General features: G+C 69.2%; 13 protein-coding genes. 7 read left to right on the plus strand and 6 right to left on the minus strand.

Annotated features, from left to right (window positions below; all coding sequences use genetic code 11):
• Positions 1 to 130 precede the first annotated feature (130 nt).
• From ACFVWR_RS17755 to ACFVWR_RS17775, 5 genes are read right to left on the minus strand one after another with little or no spacing between them, the layout of a single operon-like run.
• Positions 131 to 2,152 carry a glycogen debranching N-terminal domain-containing protein gene (locus tag ACFVWR_RS17755; protein WP_387215255.1) on the minus strand — a complete coding sequence of 674 codons (2,022 nt, stop codon included), beginning with the start codon at positions 2,150 to 2,152 and terminating at the stop codon, positions 131 to 133.
• Positions 2,153 to 2,160: 8 nt separating this feature from the next.
• A complete protein-coding gene (locus tag ACFVWR_RS17760; protein WP_387215257.1) occupies positions 2,161 to 3,093 on the minus strand; it encodes a Type 1 glutamine amidotransferase-like domain-containing protein in 933 nt (310 codons plus the stop codon).
• Positions 3,090 to 4,001, minus strand: a complete 912-nt coding sequence (locus tag ACFVWR_RS17765; protein WP_387215260.1) for a carbohydrate ABC transporter permease — start codon at positions 3,999 to 4,001, stop codon at positions 3,090 to 3,092. The genes ACFVWR_RS17760 and ACFVWR_RS17765 overlap by 4 nt, the downstream gene beginning before the upstream one ends.
• Entirely contained in the window at positions 4,001 to 5,113 is a 1,113-nt protein-coding gene (locus tag ACFVWR_RS17770; RefSeq protein ID WP_387215263.1) for a carbohydrate ABC transporter permease, read from the minus strand. The genes ACFVWR_RS17765 and ACFVWR_RS17770 overlap by 1 nt, the downstream gene beginning before the upstream one ends.
• A gap of 31 nt (positions 5,114 to 5,144) precedes the next feature.
• Entirely contained in the window at positions 5,145 to 6,401 is a 1,257-nt protein-coding gene (locus ACFVWR_RS17775; protein ID WP_387215266.1) for an extracellular solute-binding protein, read from the minus strand.
• 320 nt (positions 6,402 to 6,721) lie between these two features.
• Here ACFVWR_RS17775 and ACFVWR_RS17780 point away from each other — a divergent pair, with 320 nt between their 5' ends.
• The 6 genes from ACFVWR_RS17780 (at position 6,722) to ACFVWR_RS17805 (ending at position 13,406) form a co-directional block, all read left to right on the plus strand.
• Positions 6,722 to 7,774 (plus strand): LacI family DNA-binding transcriptional regulator, encoded by a 1,053-nt coding sequence (locus ACFVWR_RS17780; RefSeq protein WP_387215269.1) that lies wholly within the window; start codon positions 6,722 to 6,724, stop codon positions 7,772 to 7,774.
• A 36-nt stretch (positions 7,775 to 7,810) separates the two neighbouring features.
• Positions 7,811 to 8,404, plus strand: coding sequence for an antibiotic biosynthesis monooxygenase (locus tag ACFVWR_RS17785; protein WP_387215272.1), 594 nt, complete (start codon positions 7,811 to 7,813; stop codon positions 8,402 to 8,404).
• Positions 8,405 to 8,668: 264 nt separating this feature from the next.
• A complete protein-coding gene (locus tag ACFVWR_RS17790) occupies positions 8,669 to 9,517 on the plus strand; it encodes a DUF4097 domain-containing protein (protein WP_387215275.1) in 849 nt (282 codons plus the stop codon).
• Positions 9,514 to 10,131 carry a PadR family transcriptional regulator gene (locus tag ACFVWR_RS17795; protein ID WP_387215278.1) on the plus strand — a complete coding sequence of 206 codons (618 nt, stop codon included), beginning with the start codon at positions 9,514 to 9,516 and terminating at the stop codon, positions 10,129 to 10,131. Before ACFVWR_RS17790 ends, ACFVWR_RS17795 begins: the two co-directional genes overlap by 4 nt.
• Positions 10,132 to 10,356: 225 nt before the next feature.
• Positions 10,357 to 12,525, plus strand: coding sequence for an APC family permease (locus ACFVWR_RS17800; protein ID WP_387215290.1), 2,169 nt, complete (start codon positions 10,357 to 10,359; stop codon positions 12,523 to 12,525).
• Positions 12,526 to 12,644: 119 nt separating this feature from the next.
• Positions 12,645 to 13,406 (plus strand): MerR family transcriptional regulator, encoded by a 762-nt coding sequence (locus tag ACFVWR_RS17805; RefSeq protein ID WP_387215281.1) that lies wholly within the window; start codon positions 12,645 to 12,647, stop codon positions 13,404 to 13,406.
• Positions 13,407 to 13,479: 73 nt separating this feature from the next.
• Here ACFVWR_RS17805 and ACFVWR_RS17810 read toward each other — a convergent pair whose 3' ends face one another.
• Positions 13,480 to 14,388 carry a YitT family protein gene (locus tag ACFVWR_RS17810; protein WP_387215284.1) on the minus strand — a complete coding sequence of 303 codons (909 nt, stop codon included), beginning with the start codon at positions 14,386 to 14,388 and terminating at the stop codon, positions 13,480 to 13,482.
• Between the two features lie 61 nt (positions 14,389 to 14,449).
• On the opposite strand from ACFVWR_RS17810, the gene ACFVWR_RS17815 reads away from it, so the two are divergent.
• Positions 14,450 to 15,946: a PLP-dependent aminotransferase family protein gene (locus tag ACFVWR_RS17815; protein WP_387215287.1), complete on the plus strand. Its 1,497-nt coding sequence runs from the start codon at positions 14,450 to 14,452 to the stop codon at positions 15,944 to 15,946.
• The last annotated feature ends 30 nt before the right edge of the window (positions 15,947 to 15,976 follow it).

Genomic DNA, 15,976 nt, shown 5'->3' on the forward strand with positions numbered 1-15,976 from the left:
GCGCGGGGGGCGAGTGGGGCCGGCGCGCGTGAGTGGGGCGGGCGCGCGCGTGTGCGCGCGCCAGCGGGGCCTGTCTCGCGCAGTGGCCACACTCGACGGAGCGGGGATGCGCGGCGCGCGGCGCGCGCGCTCAGGCGCGGGTGACGGTGCCGTCCGCGCCGACCGACACGGAGAGCGGGGAGCCGGCGAAGCGCAGGCCGGCGACCTCGATCGTGCCGGTGTCGGCGGCGGGGGAGACGGCGAGCGTGCCGGTGCGGGCATCCGGATGCAGTCCGAGCCGTGCGCCGAGCACGGCGACGGCCGCGGCGGCAGACCAGGCCTGCGGTCGGCAGGCCGCCGGGTAGGGAACGGGCACGACCGATTCCGCCGAGGAGTCGCCGGAGTGCAGCTCGGGCATCCGGTACCCGAAGCCTTCCGCTGCCGCGAGCAGGCCGTCGGAGAGCAGTTCAGCTTCGGCGCGGAAACCTTCGCGGCTCAGCCCGGCGATCACGATGGCGGTGTCGTGCGCCCACACCGATCCGCCGTGGTAGCTGAGCGGCCAGAAGCCGGCCGAGTCCGTCGACATGGTGCGCAGCCCGAAGCCGGAGTTCAGTTCGGGCGAGACCAGCCGGCGTGCGACCAGTTCCGACTGCTCGGCGGTGAGGATGCCCGTGCCGAGCAGATGCCCGATGTTGCTGGTGACCGTGTCGACCCGGCGCTTGGCGGCGTCGAGCGCGATGGCCGGGTATGCGCCCGCGGGGTCGTCGATCCAGAAGGCCGCGGCGAACCGCTCCTTCAGAGCCGCGGCCCACTCCCGCCACTCGTCGGCACCCGGGCGTCCGAAAGCGGCGAGCAGCTCCGCGCCGCCGACGGCCGCCTCGTAGGCGTAGCCCTGCACCTCGCAGAGCGCGATCGGGCCGTCGGCGAGGGTGCCGTCCCGCCACTGGATGGAGTCGCCCGAGTCTTTCCAGCCCTGGTTCGCGAGCCCGTGGCCGGTCGTGTCGACGTATTCGAGAAAGCCGTCGCCGTCGCTGTCGCCGTAGTCGCGCATCCAGGCGAGGGCCGATTCGAGGTGCGGCAGCAGCGGCTCGACCTCGGCGGCGGGCATGCCCCACGTCCAGGCGTCGTGGAGCAGGTTCACCCAGAGGGCGGTGGCGTCGACCGTGCCGAAGTACAGCGGCGGCAGCACGACCCCCTCTCCCGGGATGGTCAGCGCCGACGGTCGCAGCTCGTGCATGATCTTTCCCGGCTGCTCGGCGGTCTCGTCGACGACCTCGGTGCCTTGCAGCGCGGCGAGGATGCGCAGCGTGGAGGCGGCGATCTCGGTGCCGAGGGGCAGCAGCAGGCGGGCGGCCCAGATGGAGTCGCGGCCGAACAGCGTGAAGAACCAGGGTGCGCCGGCGGCGAGGAAGACGTCGCCTGGCCGGTCGGTGGTCGACATCCGCAGGCCCTGCAGATCGGCGAGCGCTCGGTCGAGCCACGACGCGAGGCGCGAGTCCCCGGTCGACGCGCGGAACGCACCCCACTCGGGGGAGGGCGCAGCCCCGGCGACGACCGCCGACGGGTCGTCGACCTGGAGACGCCAGCCGATCGTCACGGCCGAACGCGCGGGGATCTCGGTCGCCCAGGCGAGCGACGCCGTGCCATCGCCGGCCCGCACCTGAGCGCCCTCGGCGGTCACCGTCGCGGTCACGACACCGCTCGCGAAGGTGACGCCGTCGGTGGCGGCGGTGGTGGTGACCGGATGCTCGCTGCCGGTCATGCCTGCCTTTATCAGCTGCATGGGGGTGAAGTCGCTGCGAAGGTCGACGACGATGCGCGGGGAGACCGCGGTCGAGAGCGCGTTGCGCACGGTGATCGTCTCGACCAGCAGGCCGGCGCGCACCTCGCGGCGGTGATCGACACGCACGCGAGGGTCGGCTGTGGCGTCGTCGATGCGGCGCGCGAGGGATGTGAACACGGCGGTCGCGGCATCCGGGCTCGCCGTTCCGATGTGTTCGAGCGGCTGGCCGTCCGCCGTGATGACGACATCGCTGAGCACGCGGACGTCGGAATGGTAGAAACCGTGGATGCCGCGGCCGTCCACGGTGCCGTCCGCCGTCGACCAGGCCTGGCTGGGTGCGGTGAGCACCACCACGCTGTCGTGCAGGAGGGGTTGGAGCGGCTGGGTCATCGTGGTGTTCACGCTTCCTCGAAGGTGGGTCGGTCGGTGGGATGGAGCGGGCTCTGCGGTGCAGGCAGGCTCTGCGGTGCAGGGAGGCTCTGCGGTGCAGGGAGGCTCTGCGGTGCAGGGAGGCTCTGCGGTGCAGGCAGGCTCGGGACAGGGGGCAACAGGCGGGGCGTGAGTCTGGTCTCGATCACCGAGCGGGCCGTCGGAGAGCCGGAATCGCCGGCGTCAGCACGGTCGACGTCGCCGCGATCGCCGCCGTCGCCGTCGGCCTCGATGCGCCAGGCGTACTGGCCCGCGCGCTCGGTGACGGCTTCGACCAGTCCGGTTCCCGCATAGACGAGCCCGACGCCCTCGTCGACGGCGAAGCCGGGCGGGAGCGCGCCGGATGCCACCGCCGCTTCGTGCACGGGTCGCCGATTCGGATCGGAGTCGTAGTGCACTCCGAGCGAGCCGGGGAGGAACCCGAGGCCGTCGGCGACGGCGTCGAGCCCGGGCCCGTACGACGACGTCGTGCCGCCGCTGTGCCAGCAGAGCGCACCCGCCGAGCCGCCCGCGAGCACGACGCCGCGCTCCCACGCTTCGCGCAGGATGGCATCCAGGCCGTGCGCCCGCCAGACGGCGAGGAGGTTGACGAGGCTGCCGCCGCTCACCCAGATCACGTCGCGCGTGAGGATGTGCTCGCGCAGGTTCTCGACGTTCGGATGCGGAAAGAAGCGCACGTGACTCGCCTCGACGCCGGCCTGTCGCGCTGCCTCGAGTTCTGTTCCCTCGATGGAGCGCTGGTCGCCTCCCGCGGTGTTGAGATGGGCGACGCGTGGCCGGCGGCCGGTGACGTCGGCCAGCTCGATGGCGTGCAGCAGCAGCGGACCGTAGACGGCGTCCGTCCAGGTTCCGGGATTCAGGCCGCCGCAGGTGGCCACGATCGTCGGAGCGGCCGCGGTCATTCCTTCACCGCCCCCTCGCTGGTGTTCATGATGCGCCGCTGGAAGATGAAGAACAGCACGGCCACCGGAATGGTCATGAGCGCTGCAGCGGCGAGCTTGAGCGGGTACTGACTGCCCTGACTGAGCTGGCCGCTGGCGAGCCCGGCGACGCCCTTGGTCAGAGTCGTCAGAGCGGGGTTCTGCGTCGAGATGATGAAGTGCGCGAGCTCGTTCCAGGAACCCTGGAACGACAGGATCACGATGGTGATGAGCGCTGGCCTCGCCATCGGCAGCACGATCGACCAGAACACCCGGAAGGTGCCGGCGCCGTCGATGCGCGCCTGCTCCTCCACGCTGGCCGGGATCGACTCGAAGAAGTTCTTCATGATGAACACGCCGGCTGCGTCGGTGAGCAGCGGAACGATCATGCCGGCGTACGAGTCGTACATGCCCAGCTGGTTGATCACGAGGAACTTCGGGATGAGCAGCACCACCAGCGGCACGGACATCACCGCGACGAGCCCCGCGAACACCACACCGCGGCCGCGGAAGTGCAGGCGGGCCAGGGCGTAGCCGGCGAGCGAGTTGAAGAACACCCGCCCGAGGGTCACGACGACCGTGACGATGACGGAGTTCTTCAGCCAGGTCGGGAAGTCGGAGTTGATGAACAGCTTCGTGTACGCCGCGGTCGTCCAGGTCTGGGGGATGAGCGAGACCGGGTTGGCGGCGGCGTCGGCGTCGGTCTTGAACGAGGTCGCGACCTGGATGAGGAACGGCATGATGTACACCACGGCGAGCACCACGAGGATCGCATACGTGATCGACGTGGCGACGATCGTGGCCGTCGAGCGGCGGCGGCCCTCGGGGGCGACGCCCTTCGGTGCGGTCGGGTCGGGCACCGGGGTGGTGGCCTTCGTTGCGATGGACATCAGCGCACCGCCTCCTTCTCTGCGATCGTCGCGGCCGAGGGGGAGGGCTGATAGAGCCGCATCCGTCGCTTCGAGACCTTGCGCTCGCGCAGCACCCAGCGCTGGAAGATGGTGAGCAGCACGATGATGGCGAACAGGATGAACGCGATCGCCGCGCCCTGACCCCACTCCTGGTTGCCGAACGACGTCTCGTAGGAGAGGTACGCCGGTGTCAGCGTCGTCTTGCTCGGTGCGCCCTTGGTTCCGGTGTAGATCTGGTCGAAGACCTGCCAGCAGCCGATGAGGCCGAGGGTGAGAACGGTGAAGAGCGTCGGCCGCAGCTGGGGGAGCGTGATGCGCCAGAAGCGCTGCCAGCCGTTCGCCCCATCCATCATCGCCGCTTCGGTGATGTCGCCGCCCAGGTTCTGCAGCGCGGCGATGAACAGCAGCATGAAGGTGCCGCTCGTGGTGAAGACCGCCATGATGATGAACGCCGTCATCGCGACCGACGGGCCTCCCAGCCAGTCCCACCACGAGACGCCGAGCAGTGTGTTGCCGGTGAGAGCCGACGGGCCGGTCGTCACACCGAAGAGGCCGAGGAAGTTGTGGACGATCCCGTCGGGGTCGTTGAACCAGTTGGGCCCGTTGATGCCGATCCAGGAGAGGAACTTGTTCACGGCGCCGGTCGAGCTGAAGAGGAACAGCCAGAGCACCGTGATGGCGACCGAGCTGGTCACCGAGGGGAAGTAGAAGGCGGTGCGGAAGAATCCGCGGCCGCGGAGGATGGCGCGGTTGACGAGCACGGCCAGGCCCAGGGCGACGGCGGTCTGGATGGGCACCACCAGCACCACGTACCAGGCGTTGTTCTTCAGCGAGATGCCGAAGTCCTGCTCGGCGAGGCCGCCGCCGGCGAGCAGCGTCGAGTAGTTCTTGAAGCCGACGAAGTTGACGTCGCCCGAGAAGGGGCTTCCGCGACCGCCCCAGTCGGAGAAGCTCACCCAGAGGGCCATGAGCACGGGGATGACGAGGAAGACACCGAGAAGGATGAGGACCGGGGCGGTGAAGAGCCACCCCGAGGCGGCCTCGCCGCGCCGGATTCCGGCGTGACGAGACCGACTCGTGGTTTTCGACATGGTTGTGCTTTCTCGATTCCGGGCGGATGCGCTACTTGAGCAGCGCTTCGAGGTTCTTCTGCGTGGCGTCGAGGATCGCCTTCGGGTCGCCGGTCTTCAGCGTCTCGAGCTTGCTGTTCAGGTCGGTGACCACATCCGCAGAGCCCTTGGCGGTCGGAACGCCCTTGGCGTAGTCGGCGGCCGTCAGGAACGGCACGAGCTCGGGGTTGGCCGACTTCCACTCGGAGGCCGCGGACTTGATCGACGGCATCGGCCCGAACGCCTTGGAGAAGGCGAGCTGGTCGCTCTTGCTCGTCAGCTTCTCGACGAGCTTGAGCGCGGCCGCCTGGCTGGGGCTGTCGGCTGCGATGCCCCAGCAGTTCGTGAACTGCAGGGTTCCCGCGCCGGCCGGGCCCTCGGGCAGTTCGGCGACCTTGTACTTGATGCTCGGGAAGTCGGCCGACATGGCGCCGGTGATCCAGTTGCCCTCGATGGTCATCGCGGCCAGGCCCTTGCCGAAGGCCTCACCGCCCCAGCCCGCGCCGAGGTCCTTCGCGTACTTGAGGTTGCCCTCGTTGAGCAGCTTCTTCACGTAGTCGAGCGCCTTGACGTTGGCGTCGCTGTTCGCCGTCGCCTTGGTGCTGTCGTCGTTCATCAGGTTGCCGCCCGCCTGGGTCATGAACGAGCCGACGCGAGCGTACTCGCCCGAGATGCCGAGGCCGACGTGGTCGGCGGTCGTCAGCTTCTTCGACACGGACTCGAGCTGGTCCCAGGTCTTGGGGAGGTCGGCGTCGGTCAGGCCGGCCGCGCTCCACATGTCGGTGTTGATGATGAGCTGCAAGGTCGAGAAGTCCTTCGGCGCGCAGTAGAACTTACCGTCGTAGGTGAACGACTTCACCAGGCTCGGGTAGAAGTCGTCTTTGTTCGTCAGCTGGTCGCCGTAGGCGAGCAGCGAGCCATTGGAGGCATAGCCGGCCAGGGCATCCGTCGACAGGTAGAAGACGTCGGCGGGCTTGCTGGCAGCGAAGCCCTGCGACAGCTGCTGGTTGAGGTCGGCAGCCGCGACGACGGATGCCTTGGTGCCGTCGCTCTTCGACCAGTCGGCGACCGCGGACTTCACGGCGGCGGTCTCGGCATCGCCGCTCGAGCCGATCATCACGGTGAGCGCCTTGTCGCTCGAGGTGAGCTTGCCGGTGGAGTCGCTTCCGCTGCCTGAATCGCTGAAGCCGGAGCCGCAGGCGGTGAGTGCCAGCGCCGCGGCGACGGCTACAGCGCCGCCCGCGAACCGGCGTGTGGTGCTTCGTTGCATTGTTCTCTCCTTGGTGTGGGTGCGCACGATCACCGGGCGCACGAGGGGGTGGGTCGAAGAAGCGCGAGAGGGGTCGCCGGGGGAGCGACCGGGAGACGACCGGAAGTGGAGGGACGCGGCGCAAGAGCTGCGGGCATCGGACCTCCTATGGTCGTGTGTCTTTTGATCGTTCAAATGATCGGTGATACCTTCGCCTTTTGAACGATCAAATCGGGGCACCGCCACCATAGCCACGTCCGTTCGAACGTGTCAACCCGCGGCACGGCGGTAAGGTCTTGACCAGCCTTGAACGATCAAAGCTGCCGGAGCGAAGGAGGACCATGGGAAATCTCCCCACCGTCCTCGACGTCGCCGAAGCCGCCGGGGTGTCGCGCCAGACCGTCTCCAACGTGCTGAACGCCCCGTCGCTCGTGCGCCCCGAGACGCGTGAGAAAGTGGAGGCGGCCATCCTCGACCTCGGCTACCGGCCGCACGCATCGGCGCGGCGGTTGCGTACGCAGAAGAGCTCGACCATCGGCATCCGGCTCGACCCGATCACCACAGACGGCATCTCCGGCTCGATCCTCGACCGCTTTCTGCATGCCCTCACCGAGCAGGCCGACCGCAAGAATCTGCGGATGCTGCTCTTCACCGCCACCGGGCCTGACGACGAGATCGCCCAGTTCCGGCGGCTCAGCGAGGGAGCCGACGTTGATGCGTTCGTGCTGACCTCGACCTTCCACGGCGACCCGCGCACGGAGTGGCTCATCGAGAACGGCCAATCGTTCGTGACGTTCGGCCGGCCCTGGGGCATCGACGACATGGCCGATCCAGAACACCTCTGGGTCGATGTCGACGGAGCGGCCGGGCTCCGCGACGCCACGCGCCATCTGCTCGGCACCGGCGCCCGGCGCATCGGCTACCTCGGCTGGCCCGAGGGGTCCGGCACCGGAGACGACCGCCGCCGCGGGTGGCTGCAGGCGATGCGCGCATCCGACGGCAGCGGGCTGAGCGACGAGCAGCTCGCCGTGCTCGAGGTCGCCGCCGAAGACGGCGTGACGTTCGGCGCCGACGCGATGCGCAGACTGGAGCAGCAGGCCGGGGTGGTCGACGCCGTCGTCTGCACGAGCGACTCGCTGGCTCTCGGTGCGCTCATGGCGACAGGGGGCAGGATCCCAGTGATCGGCTACGACAACACCCCCGTCGCCGCCTCGATCGGCTTCTCCAGCGTGGAGCAGCCCCTCGACGAGGTCGCGGCCGGTGTGCTCGAACTGCTCACCGGCGCGCACGGCGGCCGCGTGCATCCGGAAGCCGCCGTCAGCGATCCCCGCCATCGGCTCGTCGCTCCCCGGCTCGTGGTGCGCGACGGCCCGTCGGTGATCGCAGGTCGCTGAAATGCGCCTGTAACCGGCGTCGGGGAGAATTGAGGCATGTCTCCACAAGAGTCGGCTCTGGATGCGTCACAAGCGCGCCGCCTGCCTGTCACGGTCTCGATCACTCGCCGCGTCGACCATTCGCGCCTGCCCGAGGTCACCCGCTGGGTGCAGTCGGGCGTGAACCTCGCGAACTCTTACGACGGCTTCCTCGGCTCCGGCTGGGTTCGTGCTCACGCGGACTCCGACGAGTGGCACATGCTCTACCGTTTCGCCGACGTGCCCACCCTCGAGACCTGGGAGTCGTCGGACGACCGGGCCGACTGGCTGTACGAAGGGCGCGAGCTGGTGGAGGTCTCCCGCGTCGAGCGCCGCACCGGCATCGAAGGCTGGTTCGACGAACCGCAGGCCGGCGTGGCGGCCGCACCGCCGCGCTGGAAGCAGGCGGTGACGATCTGGCTCGGCTTCTTCCCGCTCTCGTTGGCCTTCGCGTACCTCTCGACCACGCTCATCCCCGGCTGGCACGAGCTCTGGCCGCTGGCGACGGTGCTGATCACCACGCTCTGCCTGACCCCGACGATGACCTACGTGCTGCTCCCGTTCGTCACCCGAACTCTGCAGCCCTGGCTCCAGCGCCCCCGCCGCCGCTAGCCGGTCCCCCTGCTCCGCTCCGCTTGGTCGGTGTTTCTTGCCACGCGCCGCGAAATGTCCGTCACGCCGGACGACTCGCCGCGCCGCGCGCCGATTTCTCCGGCCAGGGTTCCCCCTGACCGATCCCTGACGCGTCCCTGAGATCGACACCGAGGGCTTGCCATACCCAAAGACGCGATATAACGTGAGTTTGTCAACAACGCGATATATCGCGAATCACCGAGGGTCGCACCAGCGGCACCGCAAGCGTCACAGGAGTAAGCAATGGCACAGGACAAATGGCTGATCCAGCCGGGTGAGAGCAAGATCATCGACATCGAGCTCGTGCGCTCGCTGAAGGTCGGCTTCATCGGAGGCCAGATCGACGTCATCGGACACGACGAGCCCGGCGCCCGCGTCGAGGTGCACTCGGTCAGCGGGCGAGACCTCAAGATCACGGTCGACGGCGATCAGCTCGAGATCGACCACCCGCAGCTTCGCTGGGACAACTTCATCGAGGTGTTCAAGTCGATGCGCAGCAACGCGAAGGCCGACGTGAGCGTTCTGGTGCCTCGGGATGTGGCACTCAAGTTCGGCATGATCTCCGCCACCGCCCTCGTCTCCGGTCTCTCCACGGATGCGAAGCTCAGCACGGTCTCGGGCGACCTGGTCGTCGACGGGCTCACCGGCAACCTCGACCTGAACAGCGTCAGCGGCGAACTCTCCGCGCGTGACCACAAGGGCCGCATCTCCGCCCACACGGTGTCGGGCGACGTGACCGCGCAGGGCGCCATCCCGCGGTTCAGCATCGACAGTGTCTCGGGTGACGTGATGCTCGACATCACCGGCACCCCGGACGAGATCTCGGCGAACACGGTCTCGGGCGACCTCACGGTGCGCATCCCCGAAGCGCTCGGCGCCCGCTACCGCGTGAACACCGTGTCGGGAAAGCTGCAGCTCGACAACTCCATCTTCTACACGTCACCCGGCAAGAGCTACACGGGAACCACCGGAACCCTCGACGGTTCGTGGGTCGACATCAACCTCAACTCCGTGTCGGGCAACGTGTCGGTTCTGCGCAGTGCGTCGCCGGCGTCGGCCCGGGCGGGGGAGCAGAGCGGGGCATCCGAATGAGCCCGGTCTTCGCCCACGGGAGTCTGCGGCTGTACCTCCTCAGCCTGCTGAGCGAGTCGCCGAGGCACGGCTACGAGCTCATCCAGGCGCTGAGCGAGAGGTTCGGCGGAACGTACAGTCCGAGCGCGGGAACCATCTACCCGCGGCTGGCCAAGCTCGAAGAGGAGGGCCTGGTCACCAAGGCGTCGGACGGCCGCAAGACCGTCTACGCCATCACCGACGCCGGTCGCGCAGAGCTGGCCGAGCGCGAGCACGAGCTCGACGCCATCGAAGACGAGGTCACCGACTCGGTGCGACGTCTCGCCGACGAGGTGCGGGCCGGCGTGAACGAAGCGATGCGCAGCCTGCGTGCCGACCTCGCCTCCGCCGCCCGGGACGCCAATCGGGGCGCCGGCCGCACCGAGTTCCATCAGGACTCGAGGGATGCCCGGCAGTCCGCCAACGCGGCGGCCCGCGAGGCCGATGCGGTGCTGAACGAGTTCCGTCAGCAGCTGCGCACAGACCTCCGCTCGCACGCGGCGCGGGGCGACCTGAGCCGGGATGTGGTCTCGCAGCTGAAGCGGGAGCTCGCGACCGTGCGTACGAGCATCCTCGAGGCGATCAGTCGCCGCTGAGCCCCCGAAAGGCGGGTCACAGCGACACTCAGCGAAGGCGCGTCCGGCTCTCAGGGTCGGGCGCGCTGCCGCGCGGATCGGCGTGAATCCGCGGCGGACGTTCACACACGCAATCTATTGCAGACCCGCAACGTTCGTACCCTGCGACGCGCCGACTTGACAGTGGATTGGCAGCGAGTAGTGTCGTCCCTCGTGACAATTGAGGGGAGATCCCCGAAGCGGTGGTTGATCGGCGACCCGCTTCCGAGCGAGAAGCTCGAAGGACAGCTACTCCCGAAGCACCTCGCCCTACCCATCTTCGCCTCCGACGCGCTGTCGAGTGTCGCGTACGCTCCGCAGGAACTGCTGATGATCCTGCTGCTCGGTGGGCTCGCCTTTCTGACGTTCGCCCCATGGGTCGCCGCCGCGGTCGTCGTGCTCCTCGTCACCGTCGTGCTCTCCTACCGCCAGCTCGTGAAGGCCTACCCCTCGGGCGGTGGCGACTACGAGGTCGCCCACAAGAACCTGGGTGAGAAGGCCGGGCTGGTCGTCGCCTCGGCTCTGCTGGTCGACTACGTTCTGACGGTCGCCGTGTCTGTCGCATCCGGGGTCGACAACATCATCTCTGCGCTGCCGTTCTTGAGCGCGTGGCGCGTGGAGCTCGCGGTGCTCTTCGTGGTGCTGATCGCGGCGGTCAACCTGCGCGGGGTGCGCGAGTCGAGCAAGGCCTTCGCCATCCCCACCTACCTCTTCATCGGCTCGATCTTCGTGATGATCGTGACCGCGCTCGTCCGCACCGGGCTCGGGGATGCCCCGGTCGCCGAATCCGCGGGCTTCGAGGTGCACGCCGCGAACCTCGGGCAGGCCGCGATGATCCTGCTGCTGCTTCGAGCGTTCTCCAGCGGATGTAGCGCGCTCACAGGTGTCGAGGCGGTCGCGAACGGCGTGCCGGCTTTCCGCACCCCGAAGATCAAGAACGCCCGCAAGACCCTCGGCCTCATGGGCGGCATCGCGATCGTGCTGTTCGCCGGACTCACCACCGTCGCGCTGATCAGCGGCGTGCACTACGCGGAGAACCCGTGCGATCTGCAAGGGTGGGCGGAGTGCGCGACCTCGCCGCAGCGCAGTCTCATCGCGCAGATCGCCGCGGCCACGTTCGGCAACAACACCATCCTCTTCTTCATCGTGCAGGCGGCGACGGCGGTCGTGCTGCTGCTCGCGGCGAACACCGCGTTCAACGGATTCCCCCTGCTCGGTTCCGTGCTGGCCCGCGACTCCTACGCCCCGAAGTCGCTGAACACGCGCGGCGACCGTCTCGTCTACTCGAACGGCATGATCGTGCTGGCGCTCGCGGCGACGGCGCTGCTGCTCGTCTACCAGGCGAATCTGACCAACCTCATCCAGCTCTACATCATCGGTGTGTTCGTCTCGTTCACCCTCGGCCAATCGGGGATGGTCAAGCACTGGATAGCCCTGCTCCGCTCGGGCACGGTGCCGCACGGTGAACGCTCGTCCATCGTGCGCAGCCTCTGCATCAACGCGTTCGGCGCCGTCCTCACGGCGGTGGTGCTGATCGTGGTCACCATCACGAAGTTCACCCACGGCGCCTACCTCGTGTTCATCTTCATGCCTATCCTGTGGCTGCTCATGCTCGGCGTGAACCGCTACTACCGGGATGTGGAGAAGGAGATCGAGGTCGACCCCGTCACCACGTTCGGCAGCCGCGGCGACCACGCCGTCGTGCTGGTCGGCAAGATGCAGAAGCCCGCGCTCAAAGCGCTCGACTACGCCATCGCCGCCCGCCACGACTCCATCGAGGCCGTGCACGTCTCCATCGACGAAGACGCGACCGCGCACCTCCAGAAGCAGTGGCTCGAGCAGAACATCCACGTTCCGCTGACCATCATCGAGTCGCCGTATCGCGACTTCGGCATCCCTCTGATCAAGTACCTCAAGCACCGGCGCGAAGAGCATGGCGCCGAGGTCGTCACCGTCTACCTTCCGCAGTACATCGTGGGCCACTGGTGGGAGTCGCTGCTGCACAACCATCGCGCCCACCGCATCCGTCAGCAGCTGTTGATGTGCCACGGCGTCACGGTGGCGCTCGTGCCCTGGCTGCTCGACTCGTCGTCGCTCATCTACGGCCGCCGCTCGCGGCCGCTTCCCGGCCAGGACCGTCGCGGCGAGCCCGTGCGCCCTGTCGCCCGCAGGCCGCTGTCTCCCGCGTCGACGATCTCCGTGCGCGACGGGCACCTGCACGTGCACGTGCGCGGCCCCGAAGGCGGCACCCCGGCGTCGGCCGGCCAGTCGCCCACACCCGTTCCGCCGCCCACCTCCGCGTCGCGCAGCTCGCTCGAATCGTCGGGCGAAGAGCCGGCGCCGACCAAGAAGGTACGGGCTCGGGCCAAACGCTGACCGCCGGTTGCCGGTCGGCGCTCGCCGGGTGCCGGTTGGCCCTTGCCCTTCGCGCTTGACCTTGACGTAACGTCAACCTCTAGCGTGGGATCACCACCCCACGAGAGAGGAGACAGGCGATGGAGAGATCCATTCAGGACATCGCGCGGCTGGCCGGAACGACGAGCCGCACCCTGCGTCACTACGACGACATCGGTCTGCTCGCGCCCAGCCGCATCGGTGACAACGGCTACCGGTACTACGACACGGACGCGCTCGTGAGGTTGCAGCGCATCCTGCTGCTCCGCGATCTCGGTCTCGGCCTCCCGGCCATCGCCGAGGCGCTGCGGAGCCAGACGGATGCCACGCCCGCCCTGCGTAACCACCTCACCTGGTTGCGGGATGAGCGGGCACGACTGGCGCGGCAGATCGCGGCGGTCGAATCGACGATCGAAGGTCTGGAGAAAGGTGAACAGCTGATGGCAGAAGACATGCTCGACGGTTTCGACCACACGCAGTACAAAGACGAGGTCGAGGAGCGCTGGGGCGCGGCGGCATACGCGAAGAGCGACGCCTGGTGGCGCAGCAAGTCGCCCGAGGAGCGCAAGCAGTGGCAGGAGCGTCAGAAACGGCTCGCGTCCGACTGGAGGGATGCCGCCGAACGCGGCGTCGACCCCGCCTCGGCCGAGGCGCAGGCGCTCGCGCAGCGGCACGCCGACTGGCTCGCCGCCATTCCCGGAACGCCCGGAAGCGAGGCGGGGGCTCCCACAGCCGCGTACCTGACCGGGCTCGGCGACATGTACGTCGCCGATCCCCGCTTCGCGGCCAACTACGGCGGCCTCCCCGGCGCCACGTTGGTGCGCGACGCGCTCCGCATTTACGCGGCGGGGCTGTCCTCCTGACGCTCGCCCGGCCCGGCTGGCCGGCGCGGCCCGCGCGGGCCGTCCGGCCGGCGCCCCGCACTTCGCGCCGAACTCAGGCGCGGACGCGGGCGCGGTTGGCGCGCGTGAGGCGGTCGTCGAGCCAGTAGGTGGCGATCGTGAAGGCAGGGCTGCGGGATGCGGTGGACGCCGCATCCGGTTCGCCCGCGTCGGGCTGGTGGCTGCGGATGACGGTGCTGCGGGCGGCGCGATCGGTTCGCGCGCGGGCGGCTGCGTCGGACTCGAGCAGGATGCCGTCGCGCACGTCGAAACGCGCGGCATCCTGCTCGGCTTCGGGGCCCGTCGCCTGCTCGGCGGTGCCCTCGAGCTCGCGCTCCACCGCATCCTCGGCCGTTGCAGCGGCGGAGGGGAGGCGGATCGCGAAGAAGGGGAGTGTGACGCTGCAGAGCGGCCCGACCAGTAGCGCGAAGGCCAGTGTGCCGAGGCCGACGTTGCCGCCGAGAATCCAGCCGACGACCAGCACGCCCACCTCGATGCCGGTTCGAACGGCCCAGATCGGCCACCCGGTTCGAGCGTGCAGGCCGGTCATCAGCCCGTCGCGCGGGCCGGGACCCATCCGCGGGCCGATGTACAGCCCGGTCGCGACTGCGAGAAGTGCGAGGCCGGCGGCGAACATGAGTACCTCGGCCCAGAGCTCCGTCTGCTGCGGGATGATCGTCAGCCCCAGCTGCGCGCTCGGGCCGACCAGCAGCACGTTGAGGATGGTGCCGAGGCCGGGTCGCTGGCGCAGCGGAATCCAGAACAGCAGAACCACGAGACCGACCACGTTGGTGATGAGGCCGAACGCCCAGCCGGTCTTGATCGACAGCCCCTGCGCCAGAACGTCCCACGGCGAAAGCCCGACACCGGCGCGCACCATGAGCGAGATGGCGATCCCGTAGGCGAAGAGGCCGACGAGGAGCTGCACGACACGGCGGGTGAGGAGGAGTCGAGGGGAGGTCACCTGATAATCCAATTTCATCATTGGACTTACATCAAGATGCCAATTCGCTTAAGGTGGCCTCATGCCTGACGCACAGTTGACCGCCCGCGGCCTCGAGATCCTGCTCGGAGAATGGCGGGGCGGGGCCGCGCACTACACGGCGCTCGCCGACCGCATCCGGCTGCTCGTGCTCGACGGGCGCGTGCCGGTCGGCACGCGGCTGCCCGCCGAACGCGACCTCGCAACGCGCCTGACCCTCAGCCGCACCACGGTCACCGCCGCCTACCGCGAGCTGCGGGAGGCGGGATTCGTCGACAGTGTTCGAGGCTCGGGCAGCGTCACGCGGCTGCCCGGTCCGGTGCTGGCGCTCGCGCGGCCGGTCGACGGCGACGGGATGCTCGACTTCACCAAAGCGGCACTGCCCGCGGCCACCAGCCTGCCCGCCGCTGCACGCGCGGCCGCCGAGGAGCTGCCGCACTTCCTTCCCGACCCCGGCTACGACCTGGTCGGCCTTCCTCATCTGCGCGAAGCGATCGCGGAGCGGTACCGCCAGCGCGGCCTCCCGACGGAGCCGGGGCAGATCCTGGTCACGGTGGGCGCGCAGCAGGCCATCGCGCTCGTCGCCCGCACGTTCCTCGGGCGCGGCGACCGGGCGCTCGTCGAGATGCCGACCTACCCCCACGCGACGGAGTCGATCCGTCTCGCGGGCGCGCGCCTGGTGCCGGTGACGGTCACGGCGCCGGTGCGCTCGGCGGCGGCAGCTGGGCCGCATCCCGCCCCCACCGACGGGGACGGATGGGATGCGGACGCGATCGAGCAGACCATCCGCAGGGCCAATCCCGCGCTCGCCTACCTCATCCCCGACTTCCACAACCCGACCGGCGCATCCATGTCGCCGGCGACGCGCGAGAGGGTGCTGGCGGCGGCGGCCGCGCAGGGGACGATCGTGATCGGCGACGAGACGACAGGTGACCTGGACATCGACCGTCCGGGCGAATACCTGCCGCTGCCCGCGTACGGCGCCAACCGTGAAGGGGATGCCCCCGTCATCCTGATCGGCTCGGCCAGCAAGAGCCTCTGGGGCGGCCTGCGCATCGGCTGGATCCGCGCCGACCGGCCCCTCATCCGCAAACTGATCGCCGCGAAGCCGGCCACCGACCTCGGCACGCCCATGATCGAGCAGCTCGTGGTGGCCAGGATGCTGCCGACGATGCAGAGCATCCTCGAAGAGCGTCGCACCCAGCTGCGGGCGGGCCGCGACACGGTGCGGCGGCTTCTCGCCGAGACCTTTCCCGACTGGACGGTTCCCGACCTGCACGGCGGTCTCGCAGCCTGGGTCGGCATCGGGGCGCCGGTCAGTTCGGCGCTCGCGCTCGGCGCCCGCAACCACGGGCTGCTGATCGCCGCAGGCCCGAGTTTCGGGCTCGACGGTGCGTTCGAGCGCTTCCTCCGCATCCCCATCACCTACAGCGAAGACGAGACCGCCCGCGCTGTCGCCGCCCTCTCGCGGGCCTGGGCCGCCTCCCTCACCCACCCCACCCCCTACGCAGACCCCGCCACCCTCGCCAACGTGGTCTAACCGCCCTGCGCCGGCCCCCCACCCCCCACC

The organism is Leifsonia sp. NPDC058292 (assembly GCF_042880955.1).
GTDB lineage: Bacteria > Actinomycetota > Actinomycetes > Actinomycetales > Microbacteriaceae > Leifsonia.

Excerpts from the sequence above, each read along its gene's own strand:
- ACFVWR_RS17755 (WP_387215255.1), bottom strand. The coding sequence starts at position 2,152 with ATGACCCAGCCGCTCCAACCCCTCCTGCACGACAGCGTGGTGGTGCTC.
- ACFVWR_RS17760 (WP_387215257.1), bottom strand. The coding sequence starts at position 3,093 with ATGACCGCGGCCGCTCCGACGATCGTGGCCACCTGCGGCGGCCTGAAT.
- ACFVWR_RS17765 (WP_387215260.1), bottom strand. The coding sequence starts at position 4,001 with ATGTCCATCGCAACGAAGGCCACCACCCCGGTGCCCGACCCGACCGCA.
- ACFVWR_RS17770 (WP_387215263.1), bottom strand. The coding sequence starts at position 5,113 with ATGTCGAAAACCACGAGTCGGTCTCGTCACGCCGGAATCCGGCGCGGC.
- ACFVWR_RS17775 (WP_387215266.1), bottom strand. The coding sequence starts at position 6,401 with ATGCAACGAAGCACCACACGCCGGTTCGCGGGCGGCGCTGTAGCCGTC.
- ACFVWR_RS17780 (WP_387215269.1), top strand. The coding sequence starts at position 6,722 with ATGGGAAATCTCCCCACCGTCCTCGACGTCGCCGAAGCCGCCGGGGTG.
- ACFVWR_RS17785 (WP_387215272.1), top strand. The coding sequence starts at position 7,811 with ATGTCTCCACAAGAGTCGGCTCTGGATGCGTCACAAGCGCGCCGCCTG.
- ACFVWR_RS17790 (WP_387215275.1), top strand. The coding sequence starts at position 8,669 with ATGGCACAGGACAAATGGCTGATCCAGCCGGGTGAGAGCAAGATCATC.
- ACFVWR_RS17795 (WP_387215278.1), top strand. The coding sequence starts at position 9,514 with ATGAGCCCGGTCTTCGCCCACGGGAGTCTGCGGCTGTACCTCCTCAGC.
- ACFVWR_RS17805 (WP_387215281.1), top strand. The coding sequence starts at position 12,645 with ATGGAGAGATCCATTCAGGACATCGCGCGGCTGGCCGGAACGACGAGC.
- ACFVWR_RS17815 (WP_387215287.1), top strand. The coding sequence starts at position 14,450 with ATGCCTGACGCACAGTTGACCGCCCGCGGCCTCGAGATCCTGCTCGGA.